13 protein-coding genes are annotated in these 20,479 nt (G+C 60.9%); 8 read left to right on the top strand and 5 right to left on the bottom strand.

Annotated features, from left to right (window positions below; all coding sequences use genetic code 11):
- Nucleotides 1-280: 280 nt before the first annotated feature.
- Nucleotides 281-2,245, top strand: coding sequence for a tetratricopeptide repeat protein (locus NG895_RS22485; RefSeq protein ID WP_252854788.1), 1,965 nt, complete (start codon nucleotides 281-283; stop codon nucleotides 2,243-2,245).
- A gap of 45 nt (nucleotides 2,246-2,290) precedes the next feature.
- Here the strand turns inward: NG895_RS22485 and NG895_RS22480 are convergent, their stop codons facing one another.
- The 3 genes from NG895_RS22480 to NG895_RS22470 form a co-directional block, all read right to left on the bottom strand.
- The gene (locus tag NG895_RS22480) at nucleotides 2,291-2,743 is read right to left on the bottom strand and encodes a hypothetical protein (protein WP_252854787.1); all 453 of its coding nucleotides are present in this window, start codon (nucleotides 2,741-2,743) and stop codon (nucleotides 2,291-2,293) included.
- A 111-nt stretch (nucleotides 2,744-2,854) separates the two neighbouring features.
- Nucleotides 2,855-4,090, bottom strand: a complete 1,236-nt coding sequence (locus tag NG895_RS22475; RefSeq protein ID WP_252854786.1) for a formylmethanofuran dehydrogenase subunit B — start codon at nucleotides 4,088-4,090, stop codon at nucleotides 2,855-2,857.
- Between the two features lie 42 nt (nucleotides 4,091-4,132).
- Complete coding sequence (locus NG895_RS22470; RefSeq protein ID WP_252854785.1) at nucleotides 4,133-5,719, bottom strand: glycoside hydrolase family protein; 1,587 nt, start codon at nucleotides 5,717-5,719, stop codon at nucleotides 4,133-4,135.
- 186 nt (nucleotides 5,720-5,905) lie between these two features.
- Here NG895_RS22470 and NG895_RS22465 point away from each other — a divergent pair, with 186 nt between their 5' ends.
- From NG895_RS22465 to NG895_RS22435, 7 genes are all read left to right on the top strand, one after another.
- Nucleotides 5,906-6,355, top strand: a complete 450-nt coding sequence (locus NG895_RS22465) for a PH domain-containing protein (protein ID WP_252854784.1) — start codon at nucleotides 5,906-5,908, stop codon at nucleotides 6,353-6,355.
- A 54-nt stretch (nucleotides 6,356-6,409) separates the two neighbouring features.
- Complete coding sequence (locus tag NG895_RS22460) at nucleotides 6,410-6,883, top strand: hypothetical protein (protein ID WP_252854783.1); 474 nt, start codon at nucleotides 6,410-6,412, stop codon at nucleotides 6,881-6,883.
- Nucleotides 6,884-7,191: 308 nt separating this feature from the next.
- Entirely contained in the window at nucleotides 7,192-7,488 is a 297-nt protein-coding gene (locus NG895_RS22455) for an RNA recognition motif domain-containing protein (RefSeq protein WP_252854782.1), read from the top strand.
- 411 nt (nucleotides 7,489-7,899) lie between these two features.
- Nucleotides 7,900-10,095 (top strand): alpha-glucan family phosphorylase, encoded by a 2,196-nt coding sequence (gene glgP, locus NG895_RS22450; protein WP_252854781.1) that lies wholly within the window; start codon nucleotides 7,900-7,902, stop codon nucleotides 10,093-10,095.
- Between the two features lie 207 nt (nucleotides 10,096-10,302).
- Entirely contained in the window at nucleotides 10,303-13,302 is a 3,000-nt protein-coding gene (locus NG895_RS22445) for a tetratricopeptide repeat protein (protein WP_252854780.1), read from the top strand.
- Nucleotides 13,303-13,505: 203 nt separating this feature from the next.
- Nucleotides 13,506-14,663, top strand: a complete 1,158-nt coding sequence (locus NG895_RS22440) for a hypothetical protein (RefSeq protein ID WP_252854779.1) — start codon at nucleotides 13,506-13,508, stop codon at nucleotides 14,661-14,663.
- 232 nt (nucleotides 14,664-14,895) lie between these two features.
- Nucleotides 14,896-15,684, top strand: a complete 789-nt coding sequence (locus NG895_RS22435; RefSeq protein WP_252854778.1) for a class I SAM-dependent DNA methyltransferase — start codon at nucleotides 14,896-14,898, stop codon at nucleotides 15,682-15,684.
- Between the two features lie 123 nt (nucleotides 15,685-15,807).
- Here NG895_RS22435 and NG895_RS22430 read toward each other — a convergent pair whose 3' ends face one another.
- Both NG895_RS22430 and NG895_RS22425 read right to left on the bottom strand, forming a co-directional pair.
- On the bottom strand, nucleotides 15,808-17,058 hold the full coding sequence (locus tag NG895_RS22430) for a right-handed parallel beta-helix repeat-containing protein (RefSeq protein ID WP_252854777.1): 1,251 nt from the start codon (nucleotides 17,056-17,058) through the stop codon (nucleotides 15,808-15,810).
- Nucleotides 17,059-17,531: 473 nt separating this feature from the next.
- Complete coding sequence (locus tag NG895_RS22425) at nucleotides 17,532-20,315, bottom strand: bifunctional acetate--CoA ligase family protein/GNAT family N-acetyltransferase (RefSeq protein WP_252854776.1); 2,784 nt, start codon at nucleotides 20,313-20,315, stop codon at nucleotides 17,532-17,534.
- Nucleotides 20,316-20,479: the final 164 nt, after the last annotated feature.

The following is a 20,479-nucleotide window of genomic DNA, read 5'->3' as shown; positions in this document are numbered from 1 at the left end:
TGCCGCGGCGATCCCGCCCGCGCTTCCTTCACCGACTTCTACTAGGCAGCCTGCACACTCCCGTAGCATGGCCGCCATGGACCGTGAAATGAACGAAAAGACTGGTAGCTGCAACAACCAGTCGATTCGATGTTGACTTCCGGGTACAATATGCACACGCGGAGGAGACGATACCCATCGATGATGCGTGCCTGGCGAGCTCGTCCCCGACCACCTTCTCATCTCAAGCAGTCGCGTCTACCCTGAATGTCTGCCAACTCTCCGGAGCCTGGGAGTCGCCATGGAGATTATCAGGTGCCCCCACTGTGACGTACGGATCATCCCGAAAAACGACGGCGAATGTCCGGCCTGCGGGTATCAAATGCTGTTGGTGCCCGACGATGAGGCCACCGCCGACACGCCGATGACCGACCCGCCTACCGGCGAGGAACCTGCAACGTCTGAGGACCTACCGCCCCTGGACCTGGAGCCTGTCGAGCTGGAACCGCTCGCTTCCCCCGCGATGGCGTTGGTGCCGGCGTTCGGCTGGCTCGTGAGCTTGTTCGCAGCGCAAACCGTGGCGGCCGTCATGATCGTTCCTCTCGTACTGGCCATCGGGGGGTTCCAATTGTCGCAGCGCTACGTGGTGATGATCGCCGCGCTGGTGGTCGCCGATCTGGTGATGCTCACGCTGAGCTTGATCAACCTGAAACCCGACCCCCCGCGGCAGCTTTCCCTGCGCCCCATCAACCCGTTCCATTTGCTGCTGGTGGTGCTGCTCACGGTGCCCACCTGGTTCGTCTGCCAAGCCGTCGGCAATCGGGTAGCGGAGGTCATCGATCGCGCGTTCCCGGCTGCCGAGCCGGTTCAAGCAGCAGCCACACCCGATGGTTTGCCGGCATTGCCGCTCGGCTATACGAGCTACCTCGATGAGCTGTTCGAAGCGTTGGGCGACCAGCCTTGGTACCTCGGCTTCGTTGTGATCTGTTTGCTGCCCGGCGTGTGCGAGGAGCTGTTCTTTCGCGGATTCCTGGGACGAGGTTTGCTGGCGCGGTACGGACCGGTCGGTGGCATCGCTGCCACTTCGTTGTTGTTCGGGCTGTTTCACATCGACCCCATACAAGTGAGTTATACGATCGTGCTGGGCATTGTCCTGCACTGCGTGTACTTGTGGTCGCGCTCGCTGTGGGGTCCGATGATACTGCACATTCTGTTCAACTCGACCTCGCTGCTGGCGTGTAAGCTGCAATACAACGGCATCTACTACTTTGGCGGGCCGGACGAAGTGGTGCAGGTTCCTTTCTACCTAACGGCGGCCAGTTGTCTGGCGATCGTGGCGATTGCCATCGTCATGAAGCAGACCAAGGTCGTGTTCCAATCGGCGGACAGAGACCAGACCGAATGGAATCCAGGATACTGCACCACGGTAACGCCGCCAGAATCGTTCGCCGGGGTCGCGACTCAGGAGAATGCTGGCAGAAAAGCGATCGTGGCCGCCTGCGTGGCCTGCGTGATCTTTGGCTGGGCCCTGTACTACCCGGCCGCTGATTGGCTCAATCCGCAAACGGCCTCGGCGCACGTAAATCGCGGCCAGCGCCATGTCGAGCAACAGGAATTCGAAGAGGCAGTGATAGATTTCTCCCAAGCCATCGACGCCGATCCCACCCTGGCCGAGGCGTATCGCAGCCGGGCCGAGGCCTATCGCGTGCTGGGACATTACCAGGCATCGCTGGACGACACCACCAAGGCTATCGAGCTGGATCCCACGCAGGCCATGTTTTACGCCGACCGGGGCGAGGCCCTCCGCATGCTCGAACGGCGCGAAGAAGCCCTCCGCGACTGCGATCGGGCGGTAGAGCTCGATCCCGAGCTCCCCTGGGCGTACGTCATCCGCGGCGGCATACACAGCGACAACGGCGACAGTCCGGCCGCGATAACCGACTACCGCAAAGCCATCCAGTTGGATTCCAGCAACGCTTGGGCATACTACGGGCTGGGCTACGAGTTGGCCAACGACCTCGATGCACCGCCACGGGTTTTGAAAGAAGCCTTGTGGAGCGTGGAGACCGCTTGCGAACTGAGCGAATGGTCGGACCCCGACATGATCGCGGCGCTGGCCATGCTACATGCGGAGTCGAATCGGATCGACCAGGCAATTGAGTACATGAAAATGGCCATCAAACGGGCCCCCCTGGGAATGAAGGGAGAATACCGAGCGATGCTCGAAGATCTCGAACGGCAGCAACTGGCGGATCGGCTGGATTGATGGCATACCCGTTGCTGCCTGTCGCAAGCCGCTGCGGGACGAGGTCTATTTCGTCGCTTCCAGCTGGCTCTGACGATAGGCTTCGTCGAGCAGCTTTTCGACCGGCGGCGAACGGTCGATCGATTGCAGGAACATGATCTCGTCGCCGAACACGGAGGGCTCTTTCAAAAACAGCGTGATGTGGCGGCCTTTGCCCCGGCTGGTTACTTCGATATGGCCCAGGTTGTGCAGGGGAAAGCGATCCTCCTGGCTGCCGTTGCAGACGGCAATCTCGTGCTCGTCGAGCCACACTTCATCGACCAGCCGAAAGTTGTAGTTCCGCATGATCGAATAACCGAGCACACCAAAGAAAGTTGGCGCGAGCAAAACCGCCACCGATGTCCAATGCCCCGTCACACGGTTCACAAAGTAAACCAGCACCAGCGCCACCAACCCAAAATAGATAGCCGGCAGGAGCCACTTCACCATAAACGTCGATGGAGAGGAGATTTGTTGCATTGTTGAATGGGGTTGAAGTTCGACCTTCAGGCTATCTGTTGGATGTGCTCCCAACCGTATTTTGGCCGCATCGGCCCTACCGGCGACTTCTTCACGGCCGCGGCGGCCCTACTACTCTTCGATCAGGCTCTTCAACTTCTCCAACGCTTCCTCCGTCGTCGGCGCGTCGGTCGTCCGCGCCGCCCTGATCGGCAGCATCACCCCGTCCACGCGCTGCGTGGTGCCGCCGCATTCCACGCCAGGGCGGGCGGTGCGGATCGCCACCGTGGCGGATGCCATGGCATTCGTCGATTGCCAGTCGAGGGCGACGGTGGGAATCGACGGCCCGTCGCCCTCGAATCCGATTAGTAGCGCGGCATCTGCTTCGCCTCGCTCGAGCATTGCCGCGGTGGTCCACTCGCCCGGGCCGTACTGGGGATACCCCTCAGCCAGGTTCACCCCCAGCGGGTAACCGGTTTGCCACGTAAGCACGCTCGCTGCACCAGCTTTGTTGCCGGCACTGCCGGCGGGCATCGCGACCCAGCGGGTGTGGGCGGTGAGGTCGGCCATTAACTGGGTGAGCGCGATCAAGCACTCGCGACTCGCGGCGAGACCGCCACCATGAATCATCGCGCCGTATTTCGCCGCTTTCATTTTCTCAACGAGCTCTTGCCACTTGTCGATTGCCACTCCGGTTTGCTGTTTGACTGTCGCTGCATCCAGGGTGATGTCGGCTAAGAGTGAGCGGAGGACCACAAGAGCTTCATAACTGCGATTGGGGTCGAGCTGAACATACTCATCGGCCAACTTCGCCGTGGCTGTCGAACTACCATCGATCACGATCAACGTGCGATCCTCGCGACCGTCGATCCACGCGCTGGTCGGCTCCAGCGAATACCGCTCAAAATGCCGCGGGTGTGTGGTAGCGAGGTCCATGCCCCACACCAGAACCATGTCCGATCGCTGCGCCACCTCGCCCAGCGAGGCCGTCACGCTGCCAGCGTTCTGCAGGGCTAGCGTCGAGGCGGCGTCGGCATCGCTGGCGGTCCAATCGATGCAGGCGCCCAACTGGTCGGCCAGCGCCATGGCCGCACGCACGGCTTCGGTAGTCGCCTGCTGCAAACCGGTCACCAGCGGCAATCGGGCCCCCTGAAGAATCTCCGCCGCGCGGGCGAGGGCCTCGTCGAGCGTGGCCTCACGGCCTTCGATCATCGCCACCGGCCCCGTCGCCGGGGGGCGGGCGAACCACTGCTGGCCAATTTCGCAGGCGTGGTCCGCTTTGGTGACTGCGCCCTCGCCATCGACCGACAAGCGAATGTCGTCGCAAGTACAGCCGCAAGCGGTGCAGGTGGTGAGGACCGGAGGCATGGGAAGTTAAGGATTCAGGGGCAGGTGTAGGAGGCAATTCCCCTACCCGCGGGTCAAATGGTGATCCGTCTGTTCGGGCGACTCGAGTCGCACGACGTTCAGGTCGTGGATGTGCAGGTCGGCCGTTTCGACGTAGAAGCCAAACGCTCCTTCATGATAACGGCTGTCGGCCAGCGACAGGATCACGTTATCGTTGATCGACAGTTCGTGATAGCTGCCGAAGCAGACCAGTTGGATACTCACGTTGTGGCGATCTTCGGCGAAGTAGTTGCCCCCCTGCAACGCGGCGAAGCGCATCATGTCCTCGCCCGAGCGCTTGGGTCCGGTACCCCAGGCGCGGAGTTGGGCGATACCTTTTCGCAGGTCGAGCGACAGGTAGTAGCCGTCGTGGTTCTGGCGGTTGATGCGGTACAACAGCCCGCACTTACCGGCGCCGACCATCCGCAGCTTGGCCGACAGACGGAAGCATTCGGCCTTCTGGCGGAAGACGTAGCCCTGGAAGCCGGCCTCGCTGCTGAGGTGCAGATGGTCGCCCTCGATCTCGCAGTAGTCCTCGCTAGTGGCGTCTTTCAGCGTGATGATGGCCCGCGTGTTGATGGTGTCGAGTTCCCGCTCTCGCAGCCCCTCGTACGCCCGCGCCTTGAGCTGCCCCTCGGAGGTGTGCACCAGCCGCTTGGGCATCGGCATCAGGTTGCCATGCTGCCGATCGTACAGATTGGCGGTGTAGAAATTCCACAGCAGCGTGCCCTTGTCGTCGTGACAGATTCGCCCGGCGTAGTTTCCGGTGGGCAACAGCACGTTATCGGAATAGTTGCGCCACGGCTGGCCAATCTTGCTGGTGTGCCAGTAGCGAATCTTGGCGTCCTCGCGGATGCTGCCGATCAAATAGTACTCGTCGTCCATCTTGAACAGGTTGGGCACTTCGATATCGTCGTAGTGCATCGGCTCGTATAGCGGGGGGCGGACCTCGAACTTGTTGGGCGCCACTTCCTTCATCGCGCCGACACAGCCCCGCCGGACCAGCGGCCCATGGTTCGAGCGGGCGGCCATGATCAGGTAGCCTTCGCCGTTCTCGCGATAGTAAAAGGGATCGCGAAAGCTGATCCAGTTGCGGTCGTCGTCGTACGATGCCTCGTAGTACTCGAGATCGGGCTCCAGCGGATAGGCACTATCCGCATCGTGCGTGGCCTTGATGCGGGTGCACTGCGTCGGCTGCAGGTTGTGAATGGCCTGCTTGATCGGCTCGGGGTCGTTCTTGCCCCGGCGATCTTCCCACCAACTGGGCACCTTGGTCCAACGATACAGGTCGTCGCTCACGGCCAGGCCGATCCGTTGTTTGACGCCCTGATCGCAGCGGCTCAGACCCGTGTAGAACATCCGCCAGCTACCCGGCTTGTAGGGATCGGCCGAGATGGCCATAGTCCACAACATCAGGTCGTCCCAACTGCCGGGGTCGCCGATGAAGATGGCATTGTCCACCCGCCGCCAGTTCACGGCGTTGTCGCTCACCGCATGGGCGATGAAGTCGTGGTTGGGCAGCACCAGGTGGAATAAGTGATAGAGACCGTCGTGGTACACCACGTCGACATCGCCAATCGACTTTCGGCTCCAGTTGGATTCGGAAAACATGGGGTGATTCTCAAGAAGTTCTGCGGAGGGACTGCCCTAAACTACGTTGCCAACGTCCGCAGGCCAAGAGGTGTTTTGCCAGCAAGATTCTCTGCGGGCGGGCGAAATACAGCCTGGTGCGGGATACTACAATAATGGACCGTATACCGGCCCTGGGTGATCGCCGGACATCAAGAAACCCCAAAAATGAACGCCGAACTGCTCCATTTCGATATCCAACGCAACCGAGTCCGCGACTATTTCTACTGGTCGCAGGTGCTGATGCTGGCCGTCATGGGGTTATTCACCCTCGGCATCACTCTGGTGCTGGCCATCGTCTATGCCCTCACCATTGGCCGCTGGTTTACCGGTCTGCAAACCGACGCCCTGGACTACTGGCTCGACGGCACCACACTGCGGGTAAACCAAGGCGTGCTGTTCCTCCGTCGCAAGGCCATCCCGCTGGACCGGGTGACCGACGTCGTGTTGGCCCAAGGGCCGGTGCTGCGCTACTTCGGCCTGTGGCAACTGAATGTACAAACCGCCGGCATGGGCGCGCAGACTTCCGAAGCCATCCTGTACGGACTGGTCGACCCGGAGCGGGTACGCAACGAAATGCTGGTGGTGCGAGACACCGCGGCGCGTCAACGAGCGTGACCAGCCGCGACCTGCCAATTGCGTGTTCAGCACGCTGTTCGCATACTGGTCGTCATGTCCCACTACCAATACACGCTCAGCTTCCCACTGGCCGACCACTGCCCCGCGGCGGTGGTCGACTTCTTCACGCAGCTTGTCGAAGGCCAAACACCGGAGGCAGTGCCCGAGGTCGACGAGCAGCAACTCGAAACATCGCCCACCGAAGTGATCGCGCTGGTCGCCGGCAAGACGACACTGTCCGAGCGGCATGTGACCATCACCGGCACGGCCACGGCCGCCGAGTTCTTCATGCCATTCATTGCGTTGTCGGAATGGCTGGCGCGGTGGTCGCATGGCACCGGGCCGGTGGGTTACTACCATCTCACGTCGCTTGCGCATCCCACGCTGCTTTACTTCTCTGACGGCAAGCCTTACATGCTGCAGGCAACCGGCACGCCCGTGGGATTGTCGGACGGAGAGCAGATGCAATTCACGAGCATCGACGAAGAAGATGAAGAAGATGAAGAACCCGATGACGACCAAGCATAGCAATGGCGAATGCTGGCATTCGTGGAATTGCTGGTAGCTGACGAGTGCTTATCGCTTGCGCTTTCCCCCAGCATTGGGGGCCCGGAAATATTGCAAAATCGCAGACTATTCTACTGGTGTTTGCCACAAATCTGGTAAATTTACGAATACGCTCCCGCTGCCCGGCGACGTGTTCGAGGTGATCTTTTCAGGCGTGCGACTTGGATACGGTGTTCGGTTGCGCTAGCGAACGTCCGTTGTTTCGGCGGCAGCCCGACTGCCTCGTGGGTCGTTGTGGCTGCTGCACGTCCGCGTCTTGGAGTCTCGAGATGAAAATCTACGTCGGCAATCTTTCCTACAACACCACGCAAGCCTCGCTCGAGGAACAGTTCGCTGCCTTCGGCCAAGTAGAAGAAGTTGCCATCATCAACGATCGCGAAACAGGTCGCCCTCGCGGTTTCGCATTTGTCACCATGGCCAACCAGGAAGAAGGCCAGCAAGCCATCGACGGAATGAATGGCGTAGAACTTGATGGTCGCACGCTCACCGTGAATGAAGCGCGTCCAAAACCTGCTGGCGGTGGTGGTGGCCCTCGCCGTGGTGGAAGCGGCGGAGGTCGCTGGTAGACCGGTGACGGACCAGAGAACCCTCGCCGCACGCGAGGGAACGAAATCGATTCGCGGTCGAGCGGCTACCGGCCAACTGCACGCCAGAGCCCCCCTGCCCGCCGGGCGACCAACGACCACCCGGGGGCCGTACTTTACGAGATTTGGGTAAGTACTGCGGGGATTCGCCAAAGTCCGCCAGCGATTTCGACGACATCATAGAGGCGTCGCAATCTATCTGCAAATCGCTATAATGCGGCGATTGTTAGTCGTCGTGCGCCCTCGTTTCGGAGACACTAGCCCGGTGGTGATCGCCGCATTTCAGCGATCCTGCCGCGCGATTGCCGCAATTGGTGACCGCGCTATGGTTGCCGTAAGAGAAGTTGTGTCCGTACAGGCTTCGTTCGTTATCAGGAAAAGACGAGTCACGTTATGAGCCAGGTAGAAGATGGAACCGTCGCCGCTATCGAGCGGGTAAACTGGACCGAAATCACCCCGCAAGCCTTGTATAACAAGCTGCAATCCCTCGCCAGCAATCTATGGTGGAGCTGGCATCCCGAGGTCGTCAGCCTGTTCCGCGATCTCGATCCGGTACGCTGGCGGCAACTCGACCACAACCCCATCGCCCTGCTCGCCGAAATGAGCCCCGAACTGGTGGCCGAGCGGGCGGGCGAGATGGTGATGTACACCCGCATCAACCAGGCCCATCGCCGGCTGAAGGACTACATGGCCGATGTGCACCAAACTTGGGGCGGTATTCACGCCGGTGTGCTCGGCTCGAAGCCGGTGGCCTACTTTTCGGCCGAGTTCGGCATTCACGAATCGGTCCCCATCTACTCCGGCGGCCTCGGCGTGCTGTCGGGCGACCACATCAAGAGTGCCAGCGGACTGGGCGTGCCGCTGGTGGCCATTGGTTTGTTCTACGACCAGGGCTACTTCAAGCAGCACCTCAATGGCGAAGGTTACCAGCAAGAAGAGTACCTCGACACGAAGGTGGATAACCTGCCGATGGAAGCGGCCACGGGTCCCGATGGCAAGCCGATTTCGGTGACTATCGATACCCGCGATGGCACGCTGCTGGCCAAGGTCTGGTTGATGCACGTGGGCCGCGTCAAGCTGTACCTGCTGGACTGCGATGTCGAAGGCAACAGCCCGCAGGACCGCGAATTGACCTCCCGCCTGTACGGCGGCGACCGTCGCACGCGTATCCGCCAGGAACTGGTGCTCGGCGTCGGTGGCGTGAAAGCCTTGCGAGCCCTGGGTATTACGCCGGGCTGCTACCACCTGAATGAAGGTCACAGCGCGTTCGCCCCGCTGGAAGTGATCCGCGAGCGGATGGAAGGCGATGGCCTGTCGTTCGACGACGCGCTACGCGATGTGGCCCAGCACACCGTGTTCACCACGCACACGCCTGTGCCCGCCGGTCACGACCGCTTCGACGCGGCGCTGGTCGAAGAGCACTTGGGCCCGCTCCGCGACCACTTGGGCATCTCGCACGAGCAGCTCATGGGCTTGGGCCGCGTCGAACCCCAGAACGAACACGAAACGTTCTGCATGACGGTCATCGGACTCAAGCTGTCGCGAAGGGCCAACGCCGTGAGCTCGCTGCACGGGCATGTCTCCCGCCGCATGTGGGCGCACCTCTGGCCGTGGCGCGTGGAAGAAGAAATCCCCATCGGGCACATCACCAACGGCGTGCACATCCCGAGCTGGATCGCTCAACCGATGCAGCAATTGTTCGAACGGCACCTCGGTCAGGGCTGGCGTCTGCGGCTCGAGGAGCCCGAGGTCTGGAACAAGGTCTACACCATCGAGCCGGGCGAGTTGTGGGAAACGCACCACGCCCTGAAGAGCCGGCTGTTGGAGTTTGTCCGCCGCCGCCTCAGCCGGCAGTGCCGTCGCCGCAACGAAGACGAGACCGCCGTGGAAGCGGCGCGTTCGGCACTCGACCCCAGCGCGCTGACCATCGGCTTCGCTCGCCGGTTCGCCACGTACAAGCGTGCCGACCTGTTCCTCCGCAAGCTGGACGAGATCGCCGAGCTGATCAACGACCCGGAACGCCCGGTGCAGTTCATCTTCAGCGGCAAGGCTCACCCGGCCGACGAAGGTGGCAAGAGCTTCATCAAGAAGATCGCCCAACTGCGCCGCGACCCGCGGTTTGCTGGTCGGGTGGTGTTCGTGGAAGACTACGACATCAACGTGGGCCGTCACCTGACGCAAGGCGTCGACGTGTGGCTTAACAACCCCCGCCGTCCGTTGGAAGCCTCCGGCACCAGCGGTATGAAGGTCATCCTCAACGGCGGCCTGAACTGCTCGATTCTCGATGGTTGGTGGGCCGAGGCCTACAACGGCCGCAACGGCTTCGCCATCGGCAACGGCACGCAGCACGTGGACGACAACATCACCGACGAGCGTGATGCCGAGAATCTGTATAACGTGCTGGCCTACGAGGTGGTCCCCACGTTCTACGATCGCGACGCCGACGGCCTCCCTTCGAAGTGGATCAACATGATGATCGAATCGATCGCCACGTTGGCCGAACGCTTCAGTTCGCACCGCATGGTGGTCGACTATGTCCGTCACTGCTACGTCCCCGCCGCCGGCGGCCTGAGCAGCGACATGCCTTAACCGGCAATTGGCAATCGTGCCAACAACATCAAGATTTCATGAAAACCGCCGAGGCGAACCTCGGCGGTTTTTTTGTTGGCTACCCGAAATCCCCTCCTACAAAGACCCGATCTGTTTTTTTGACCACACCGCGGCCTGCTCGCTAGAATAGAGGGCATCTATTCATCCAGGCGTCCATCCTTAAGCCAGATCCTATCGAGCCAATCCATGAATGCCATTTCTCGCCGCGTGGCGACCGTCGCAGTCTGTCTACTAACTCTGCTCTCAACACTCGCAGGCGGCTCTCCGGCCATCGGAGCGGGACCGAGTCAGCTGTACCTCGAAACCGAGCACATGCCGTACCTCGACGTGACGATTCACACGCGTCGTTGTCTGCTGACTCGCGAACTGGCGCGGCAAGCACTGCTCATCGCGGCCCGCGATGACCTCAACCAGATCGCCCGCGACGAGTCGCTCGGCGAGGTCGTCGCCGACGGCAGCGAGGTCACCCACCTGGCGCTGCTCGAGCGCTACGACATCAAAACCAAGAAGTGGCAACTGAAGCTCATCGCCATCGATCCGGCCAATCCCATCAACGAGGTCGACTGGTGGGAGCAACCCGCGCTGTGGGAGGCAACCTACGACGTCGATTCGCAGCCGGTGAACATGATGACCAACGCGGCCGAGGTGATGACCGGCTTGATCCCCGGCGACCTGCAGAAAGCCCTCGCAGCCGGCGGCGTCGAAGCCCAGGCCATTGATCCGACCAAGGTCGAACCGCCGGGCGAGGAGATTGAAGAACAGTTGCTGCAGGTCGACTTCATTCCCCAGTTCGACGCGGTCCGCAAGGCGCACGAAGCACTCGCCGCCGCGGGTGGCAGGTCGCCCGAGTGGGAAGCGGTGCTGGTGCGGGGATACGCGAACCTGGGGCAGCTGACCCAGCATCAGTGGAACGCCGTGAGCTCCACGTGCTTCGCCCGGGCACTGATCTACGCCGAGCGGATGGTCGCAGCCAATGCCGACGCCCCCACGGCCACCGCCCTCTGGCACCGCGCCTACGCCAGGGCGCTCACTGGTTTGCACGGCCAGGCAAAAGCCGACCTGGACACGATTGCAGAGATGTCGTCTGCCGAGTCGGCCCCCGAGTGGACATCGCTCATCCGCCCCTACTGCGAATGGAAACGCAAAGAGCTGCATGAACTGGCCGACAACTCCAAAACCCTCCAGCCCTGGGCGCTGCGACTCTGGTTTCAGCTGACGGCGAACTACCGCTATTCGGAATGGATCTATCACTCGGGTGTCGAAGTTCTGCAGGCCGTTCCCACCGGCTACGGCGTTTACTCCGACATGGCCCAATTCGGCCGCAGCCTGGCCGCTACACGCACAGGCGCAAACTACGCTCCAGCCGCCTTCAACCACTTTTCGGTCATCAGCCTCGACAGCCTGGAAGACCTGCCAGCAGAAGTGAAAACCGTGCTGCCAACCAACGAGGTTAAGGCGCAATTGCTGGCCGGGCTAACCAACGACCCTGAGCCTCAAGACCAGTTCACACCGCTGCCCGGCTACTTAGGGCAACTGCTGCACAACAGCTCGAAGAAGGAGACGGCCGGGGGCCTTACCTGGTCGGCACTTGGTTACTTGATGAAGGAGGAGGCCTTCGTGCAGGCAGCCAATTACTTCCAAGTGTCGATGGTGGCGACGGAGACGTCCCACGCTGACGACGTCGATCGCATTGTGCCGACAGTCGGCCAGCATCGGTACCTCCCGCTGCTCGAGTCATATCGCTTCCATAGGGTGAGGGAAAAAGACCAGATCGCTGCGTTGGGCGGCAAGTTGAACCCACAAGACGTCACCGGGCGGATGAGTACTTTGTGCCACCTCTGTTGGTACACAAAAATCGATGGTCGCAAAGAAGTAGGCCGCGCTGCCTGGGAAGGTCGGACCCGCCTACCAACTGCGCAGGGACTGTTGCTCAGCATCTATCCCTCGGGCATGTACTGGCAACCAGGCAGCGATACGGCGGTTCGCATGGTGACCAGCGAACTTCGTGCCTACGCGCCCCATTCGGAGATACCCGCACGCATCGAAATCGGGGCTGCCAAAGAACCGACACTCGAACAGCTTAAGAAATGGGAAGGCCAACTGCGTGAAGACTCCGAAGCATTTCGCATGCTGGCCACCAAGTTCCACGAAGCGGGCGACAACGAAGCGGCGATTCTCAACTTTCGTCGCAGCCTGATACTTGTGCCTACTTACTCGGCAGCCGAGCAATTGGCGGACATCTACCTGGAAATCGGTGATCGCGATCGCTGGGAAAAGCTGTGGAAGGCCTTTTTGAAGACGCCCGACACCTCGTCCAATCACTACTTCGCGCAGTGTAAGATTGCGGAGACCTACTGCAACTGGGGAGAGTGGAAGCGGGCCAAACCATTCATCCTGGAAGCCGCCCAAGTGTGGGGCACCGTCTCGCTGGGCCAGGCAGGTTTCGTGCTCGAAGGGCTGGGCGAATGGGAACAATCGGAGTACTGGACACGCGAGCAGACAACCAACTATGCAAGCAACTACGGCTGGGCCTGGTACTTCTGGTGCTGTCGCACCGGTCGCGGCAACGAGCAGGAGGCACTGCAGCACGCCCAAAAGTATTACGAGTTGCTCAAGGATAGGCATTCTCGCAATGACGAAGTTAGCAAAGGGGTCTTCGCGTTGCTGCAAAACCAGCCTCAACAGGCCCTCGAATGCTACCAGAACGCCCTGAAGGACACCCCCACTTATACGTGCACCTTCATGGTCGCCCAACTGGCGCGCGAGCTCGGTGTCGATGCCGACGTTGAGCAGCGGATCGCAACCGTCAAAAAACATTACGACGGAAATCCGGACATCGCCCCCCAAACCGTAGCAGCGGCCAATGCCTTGTTCGACCTGCTCGAGCAAACGGAGATCTCCGACGACGAGATCGATCGAATCGGCGAACTGATTCGACAAATCGAAAGTGGCCTCACGCGGACCGCCTTCGCTTACTTCTTCGCCAACGAGCTCGAGCGACTCGGCAAGTCGGATGCCGCCCTGCTCTATTGGCGTCGGGCGTTGGTCCAACCCGATCGAGAGATCTACTACTCAACCCTGGCCGGCCGAGCCCTTTGCAACAAGCTGGATACTTCGCGGAAGACCAAGGACGTGCTGCACGAAGACGACCTGTGGGGTCCGGAGCACCCTGCGCAGGAAGAATAAGCACCGCCCGTCGAGTGGCCGCCACGTTCACGCTCGTGTTTCCCAATGACCGCCGGGGTTCGCCTCGGCGGTTAATTTTTTGTGAATGCGCTCCGATAGTAGTGTGCAATTCGAGGTCACTTCGCTTACACTGACCTCACCGGCGGTACGAAGAATGCGACAAGACATTCGGTTTCAATACGCTAACTTCAGTGGGGTGCGTTATGTTGACCGCTTGGACCAGGTCCGCGCTGCTTTGTATTGAGGTGTTTCTGGCGAGCCTGATGGCTGCCGATGCGGGGGCGGTGATCTTCGCCGAGGATTTCGACGCCGGCACTGCCGAAAGTCGGTTTAGCACGCCTTTCTACAGTACCGAAGTGGTCGGAACCAACGAATGGGACGGCACCGTCGATTTCGCCTTCGACTACTCGACGATAGGCCTTGCCCCGGCCCCCAATTCGATGGACGAAACCACCATCGGCCTTGGCCTGCAAGTAAACATCTTCGACGACGGGCTCGTTGACGAAGGGGAGGCGATTGCCGTGTCGCCCATCATAGAAGCCCTGCCCGGCGAGTACCGCATCACAGCCGATGCCTTCATTTGGTACGGCGGCGGTGCCGGCGCAAGTGAGCACGCCGTACTGGGCGTGAATTCCGACCGCAACTCGGTACCCTTCGCGTACAAGCCCGATGGCATGGGTACCGTCTATCACATTCCGCACGACAGCGGCCTGGACGACTCTTTGGTGCCCGACGACTACTACCGCGTGAGCGATGGCACAGCGACAGGACTATATGGCAATGCCCCTTCGCTTTCGCTGCAGGATCCAGAAGTCCTGGAGATCCCCTTCGTCGGCGACGACCCGACGTTCGACGATGCTGGCTATGCCGGCAACCGGTGGTTTTCGACCGAACTGCTGGTCCGCAACCAAACGGCCACTTTCTACGTCGAAGGAGTGGTGATTGACCAGTTCGACATCTCTGCTCAAGCGGCCGGCGACATCCTCATCGGTGCAACCGACATGTTTAACTCGGTGAACGACGTGAACTGGATCGTGTGGGACAACATCGTCGTGTCGGAAATCGAGACGGCCCTGGATGGCGACTTTAATGGCGACGACCGAGTCGACATCGCCGACTACGTCGTCTGGCGGAATCACCTGGGTGGCGAGGCGGGATCGCTGATGAACGACCCGGCCGGCGGTGTCATCGGGACCGCTCAATACGAAGTGTGGCGCATGAATTTCGGCAACACCTTGCCAGCCAGCATCGCGTCGTCCAGCGTCGCGGTCCCCGAGGTCCCCTCGGCAACGCTGTTGATAGCGGGGCTGGGAGCCATCGCTGTTGCCTGGGGCCGAAATGTCTCGGCGCAAGTAAGATGACACTGTTGGTAGTACTTCGTAGCTGCCGCTTCACCTCCCCTCCTGCCCTTCGGCAAAATTCCGCCGCTAGCAGCTCGCGCACGCCTCCCACCCTTTGAATTAAGGGGAAGATCGACCTTCACGGCACATGCATGTACACCAAGCGTTGGCACCATTCCTGCACAACTTCCCTAGTTGTGATAGAATGACGTGGTTTATGTTAGCTTGAGCCCCTCAACCCGTTTGGAGACCCATGCCCGCCACGCGCCACCGGATCCAATTCCCTCCGATTGGATCGCACGACCTTGCCCAGGATGAAGCCTATTTCTACCTCGTGGATGGTCCAGATCGGAAGAAACGCAAGCTGCTGCTACACGACTACGACAAGATCTACAACGAGCAGGGCCTCTACGAGCAGTTATTCTACGACCGCCTGAAGTGCAACTCGCCCGCCAAGGTGGCTGGCATCCTGCACAAGACACTCGAAGCCGTGGGACAGTATGCTTCGGAGTTGCGGGTGCTCGACCTGGGCGCCGGCAATGGCATGATGGGCGAGGAACTCAAGCGGTGTGGCGTCGCCCGGCTGATTGGGGTCGACATCATCCCCGAAGCCCGCTCGGCCTGCTATCGCGACCGGCCTGAACTGTACGACGAGTACTACGTGAACGACTTCACGAACCTCGACGCCGACACGGCCGAGCAAATCGGCGAGTGGAACATCGACTGTCTGACCAGCGTCGCCGCGCTGGGCTTTGGCGACATTCCGCCCAAGGCCTTCATGCAGGGGCTGCAGTTCGTGAGTGAAGGAGGCTGGGTCGCCTTCAACATCAAGGAGACGTTCCTCGACGCCTCGGACAACACCGGCTTTTCGCGATTCATCCGCGAGCTGATTTTCTCCGAGTACCTGGACGTCTTCCACCTCGAACGGTATCGCCACCGCCTGTCGATGGAAGGCCTGCCGCTGTTCTACTACGCCCTGGTGGGCCGCAAGAGCGCGAACATTCCGGACGACTTCCTCACGTCGCGGGGCATCGAGGATTGAGCCTCCCAAACGCTCAACGACTCACAGAACACAAAGCCGCCGAGCCAAGCCTCGGCGGCTTTTTTCGCGGGATGTTGGATAGCGGATCGCCCGGACAGCCGGCCGCAGCCCAAGCTTTCCAGCTCAGCGACGTGGCTTGTCCACGTCCGCGTTCGTGCCTTGTTCCCTATTTCCGTCGGATGGTCTTGGTTCGGAGTGCTCCGGGCGAAAAGCGTGCGCACCAATTCCCCGCAATTTGGGGTTCGTCGATCCTATCTTCAACTCAGGTGTCTCAGCATTCTCGAGCAGAGGATCCACCTGGTAAACGCCATCCATCTCTTTGGAAGGCAGTGAGGGGCGACGGTTACCGTCACTGCAAAACCAGGCATTCCTGCGAAATACAAAGGTCTCAGGCTTGGTATTTGGTCCAACATTGACAGACGTCCTCACGCGACTGTCAAACACGACCAGGTTGTTTTGGAATGTTCCCTGCTGGCATGGCTGGAAGTTGTCCGTCGACTGTTCTTGCAGAATTCGCACGACCCACTTGCCGGGATGAATGATCGTGTTCTGACGGACCTTACAGTTGATGGATGTGACGTAGGCTATCGGGGAGTCGCTGCCGACAAACAGGTTGCCCGCCACGTCGATCTCCCGGGCTTCATAATCGGTCAGCTTTGGACGGAAGAACTCCAGGCCGGTACTGCCGCCAATGTTGATGGCACGCCCACCGGCATTGTCGAAGTAGTTCTGCCTGACCAGGATGTTCTCGGTGCCGCCCTTGGCCTGGACGCCTGTGTTCTGAGAGTAGCCCTCCTTGCCGATGAAATGGCATTTCTCAATGAGCCCGTCGTGGCAACCGACCATGTCGATCGCCGAGCCACCCCAGCCGGAGAAGTGGCAGTTGCTGACAGCGAATTCATCAAGACCAGATAGCTTCAGCCCGTCATGATTGCCTTTCGGGCCGATGTTCTCGATGACGAGATTCTCGAAAGACATTCCCTTCGAGGGGATGCTGAAATTTCCGCCATCATCAGAATTGATTCCATTCGTCGTACAACCGGACACCCTGATATGTCGCAAGGTGACATAGTTGCAGTTCGAAAGATGGATCGCTTGTTTTCCCCCCTTGAACAACGGCGGGTCGGCGGGATCGGCGCCCGTGATGACTATCGGATGCTCCTGCGTGCCGTTGATGCCCTCCAGCGAAATTCCATCGTATTCCCCCGGTGCCAGAGTGATTGTAGTTCCGGGCTGGGCACGGCGCAACTCGTGGCGCAAATCGCCCGTGTTGCGCACGATGATGTCACCCCCGAACGCCTGACCTCCAGAGATCAGGAGAAACACAGCGGTAAGAGCCGATGGCAATTGTTGCTTCAGCATCAGAATCAACATCATTCTGCTCTCGTATCGTTTTTGGCTGTAGACAGACCTGCTGGCGGTCGATTGGCGGCCTGACGCGCAGGCAGTGGATTGCCGTAGCTTCTGTTTTAGCTGCTCGTTGCTTCGTTGTCGTCCCTTTCTTTGCGAGCCAGGCCGCCTCTGCCCGGCGCTCATCGGGGCCGGTAGCCCACGCCCTCGGCTGGACTGCGACGCAAAAGTCCAAAGTCGCGTCGGTAGTGGCGATCTCTGCACCTGAGTGTAACCCGAGTAGCCGCTTGATACGCCCAACGCGGACCTTCCCGAACTCCCGTCGGTGCAGCATCCCCCAGGGAGGTTGGAGCAAACAGAAACTCGCCTCACCCCCATCGCCCCGGGGCAAGCGGGTGAATTCGGATACCAGATGTCGCCAGCGACGCCGACAATCGGCCGTACAGACCGTCCGCGCATCGCAGCGCTATCTCCGGCCGACTATCGGTGCTACCTATTTAGCGCAACAGCGCCGGGCTACCTTCGGTGGGCGACGGGTTTTTTACCAACTCCTTGCGGCCCAGCACCACGTCGTCGCAGGTGTTGCGGTCGAGGGTGAAGCCGCGGTGAGCGAAGATGCTGAGCATCCGCTGGTTCTGCGGGGCGGTCTCGGCCACGATGGTGTGGATGCCCCAGTTCGTGCAGATCTCCAGGCAATAATCCGTGAGCAGCGAACCGAGCCCCTGCCCTTGCAGGGCGTCGGCCACCAGCACGCCGTATTCGGCGTTGGTGCGATCGGCATCGGGCACCAATCGGCACACGCCCACCAAGCGCCGCTCGCCGGCGTCTTCCATCTCGGCCACAATCGCGATTTCGCGGTCGTAGTCGATAAAGCAGAATCGCGTGGCCATCTCGTGCGTGCTCTTCTTGAACAGGTAGCGGAACCGGAACCAAATCGACTCCTTCGAGCAACTGGCCAGCAGGTCGTGCCACATCGGTTCGTCCTCGGGTTTGATCGGCCGCAGCAGTACGCTACGACCGTCTTTTAGTTTTACCCGTTTGGTGTACTCCTCGGGGTAAGGACGGATGGCCAGGTGCGAGAACCGCCGCGGCGGGTTGAGCACCATGTTGTGGTCGAGTATCACTCGGGCGTCGAGCGCGATCACGTCGTCGGGCGTTACCAGCAGCGGGTTGACGTCCAGTTCCTTGATCTCCGGATAGTCGGCCACCAGGTACGACAACCGAATCAGCGACTCGATCAGCCGGTCGACGTTCACCCGCGGGCGGCCACGATAGCCATCCAACAGCGGCCAACTCTTGAGCGACTCGAGCATCCGTCGCGCCAGCCGTTCGTTCAGCGGCGGCAGTTCCAGCGCGCGGTCCTTGAACAACTCGGCCGCCGTGCCGCCGGCGCCCACCAGCATCACCATACCGAACACATTGTCGCGGCGTGCGCCGACGATCAGCTCGCGGCCTACGGGGCTGATAACCATCTTCTGCACGGTGACGCCCTGCACGTCGGCGTCGGGCCGTTCTTCTTTGGCGCGATTGACGATGCGGTGGAACGACTCGATCACTTCGGTCTCGTTGGCCAGACCAAGCTCGACGCCGCCGACGTCCGTCTTGTGCGTGATGTCGGGCGACAGCACCTTCAGCACCACGGGGTAACCCACGCGGCGGGCGAGGCTCACTGCGTCGTCCATGTTGCGGGCGACGAAGGGTTTGGCCACCGGAATCTCGTACGACTCGAGCAGCGCCTTCGAGGTGCTTTCGGTCAGGGTGTCGTGGCCCTCGCTCAAAATGGTGTCGAACACACCGCGCAACTTGCCGCGATTCAGCGGGAATCCCACGGGAACCTCGCGGGGTGTCTCGTACAGCACTTCGCGGGTACGGGCGTAGGAAACCAGGTACATGAACGCGCGGACCGCCTGCTCGGGCGCCGAGTAGGTCGGAATGCCCGAGCGATTGAACATGTCGATCGCGCCGGCCATCGACGCGCCGCCCATCCAGGAAGTAAGTATCGGTTTGCGCGAACCTTTGGCCACCTTGATCACGGCTTCGGCCGCCGCCACGGGTTGGCTGATGGCCTGCGGCGCAAACACCGTCAGCACGGCATCGACATTGGGGTCTTCCAGCACGATTTTCAGCGCCGCGGCCAGCCGCTCGGGCGAAGCGTCGCCCAGCACGTCGATGGGATTGCTCTTCGACCAGGCAGCCGGCAACTCGGCATTCAGCTTCTCGATCGACTCTTTCGACAGCCGGGCCAATACGCCGTTGCGATCGAGCAACGCGTCGGTGGCCATCACGCCAGGTCCGCCCGCGTTGGTCACGATGGCCAGCCGCGGTCCCTTGGGCGTTTGCTGACGGGCGAGCAGTTCGGCGCAGTCGAACATGTCCGTCATCTCCGAGATGCGCACGATGCCCGCGCGGTTGAAGGCCGCCTCGTACACGGTGTCGACGCCGGCCATCGCGCCGGTATGCGACGCCGCGGCCTCGGCCGACTCGGTAAACCGTCCCGCCTTGTAGGCGATGATCGGCTTGTTCCGCGCGAACGCCCGCGCGGCGGACATGAACTCGCGAGCTTCGGTAATCGACTCGACGTACAGAATAAGCGACTCGGTCCAGTCGTCGGTGGCGAAGTAGTCGATCAGGTCGCCGATCGTCACGTCGATGGTGTTGCCCAGCGACACGAAGTGCGAGAACCCGATGTGCTCCTGCAGGGCCCAATCGAGCACCGCCGTGCAGAGCGCGCCCGACTGCGAGATGAAGGCCACGCGGCCTGGCGCGGGGGTGGTGTTGCCGAAGCTGGCGTTCAGCTTCGAATGGGGCGACATGATGCCCAGGCAGTTGGGCCCGATGATCCGCAAGCCGGGATACTCGCCGGCCGCTTCGCGGAGTTCGTCTTCCAGTTTACGACCCTTCTCGCCCGTCTCGCGAAAACCGGCCGACAGGATCACCAACCCCATGATGCCCGCGTCGCCACACTCGCGAACGATGTTCGGCACCGTGGCGCCCGGCGTGCAGATTACGGCCAGGTCGGGCACGGTGGGCAGGTCGGCCAGGCTCGCGTAGCACTGCTTGTCGCCAATCTTCTCGTACCGCGGGTTCACCGGGTAGACCGGCCCCGTGAACCCCGCCTCGGCCATGTTTTGCATCACCGTGTGTCCGACACTGGTCGCCTTATGACTGGCGCCAATGATGGCGACGCTTTCGGGATGAAAGATCTTATCGAGGTTGCGAACGGGCATCGTGATTTCCTGCTCTTTCTTGGTCGGCGAATCCGCCGTATCGGTCCTATTCATCAGTATCGCCTTTCACTCCTTGAATAGGTTAGACCCATTTGAACTGTCGCCAACCGGGCCACGGAGCGTTGACGGTCTATCGTGGTCTAAACCGCAAACCCGCGACAATACGACCTGGGCGAGACAGCACTCTTTTTCACTCTCTTGCGACGAATTTAATGCAC

Origin of the sequence: Aeoliella straminimaris (genome assembly GCF_024054565.1) — a bacterium.
GTDB classification, from domain to species: Bacteria; Planctomycetota; Planctomycetia; order Pirellulales; family Lacipirellulaceae; genus Aeoliella; species Aeoliella straminimaris.
Note: the sequence above shows the minus strand (reverse complement) of the source record. Positions and strands in the feature narration are given on the sequence as shown.

Bases quoted from the DNA above. Each gene is read 5' to 3' on its own strand.
- NG895_RS22430 (WP_252854777.1), bottom strand. From the start codon at position 17,058: ATGTTGATTCTGATGCTGAAGCAACAATTGCCATCGGCTCTTACCGCT.
- NG895_RS22445 (WP_252854780.1), top strand. From the start codon at position 10,303: ATGAATGCCATTTCTCGCCGCGTGGCGACCGTCGCAGTCTGTCTACTA.
- NG895_RS22465 (WP_252854784.1), top strand. From the start codon at position 5,906: ATGAACGCCGAACTGCTCCATTTCGATATCCAACGCAACCGAGTCCGC.
- NG895_RS22425 (WP_252854776.1), bottom strand. From the start codon at position 20,315: ATGAATAGGACCGATACGGCGGATTCGCCGACCAAGAAAGAGCAGGAA.
- NG895_RS22460 (WP_252854783.1), top strand. From the start codon at position 6,410: ATGTCCCACTACCAATACACGCTCAGCTTCCCACTGGCCGACCACTGC.
- NG895_RS22470 (WP_252854785.1), bottom strand. From the start codon at position 5,719: ATGTTTTCCGAATCCAACTGGAGCCGAAAGTCGATTGGCGATGTCGAC.
- NG895_RS22455 (WP_252854782.1), top strand. From the start codon at position 7,192: ATGAAAATCTACGTCGGCAATCTTTCCTACAACACCACGCAAGCCTCG.
- NG895_RS22475 (WP_252854786.1), bottom strand. From the start codon at position 4,090: ATGCCTCCGGTCCTCACCACCTGCACCGCTTGCGGCTGTACTTGCGAC.
- NG895_RS22435 (WP_252854778.1), top strand. From the start codon at position 14,896: ATGCCCGCCACGCGCCACCGGATCCAATTCCCTCCGATTGGATCGCAC.
- NG895_RS22480 (WP_252854787.1), bottom strand. From the start codon at position 2,743: ATGCAACAAATCTCCTCTCCATCGACGTTTATGGTGAAGTGGCTCCTG.
- NG895_RS22440 (WP_252854779.1), top strand. From the start codon at position 13,506: ATGTTGACCGCTTGGACCAGGTCCGCGCTGCTTTGTATTGAGGTGTTT.
- glgP (WP_252854781.1), top strand. From the start codon at position 7,900: ATGAGCCAGGTAGAAGATGGAACCGTCGCCGCTATCGAGCGGGTAAAC.
- NG895_RS22485 (WP_252854788.1), top strand. From the start codon at position 281: ATGGAGATTATCAGGTGCCCCCACTGTGACGTACGGATCATCCCGAAA.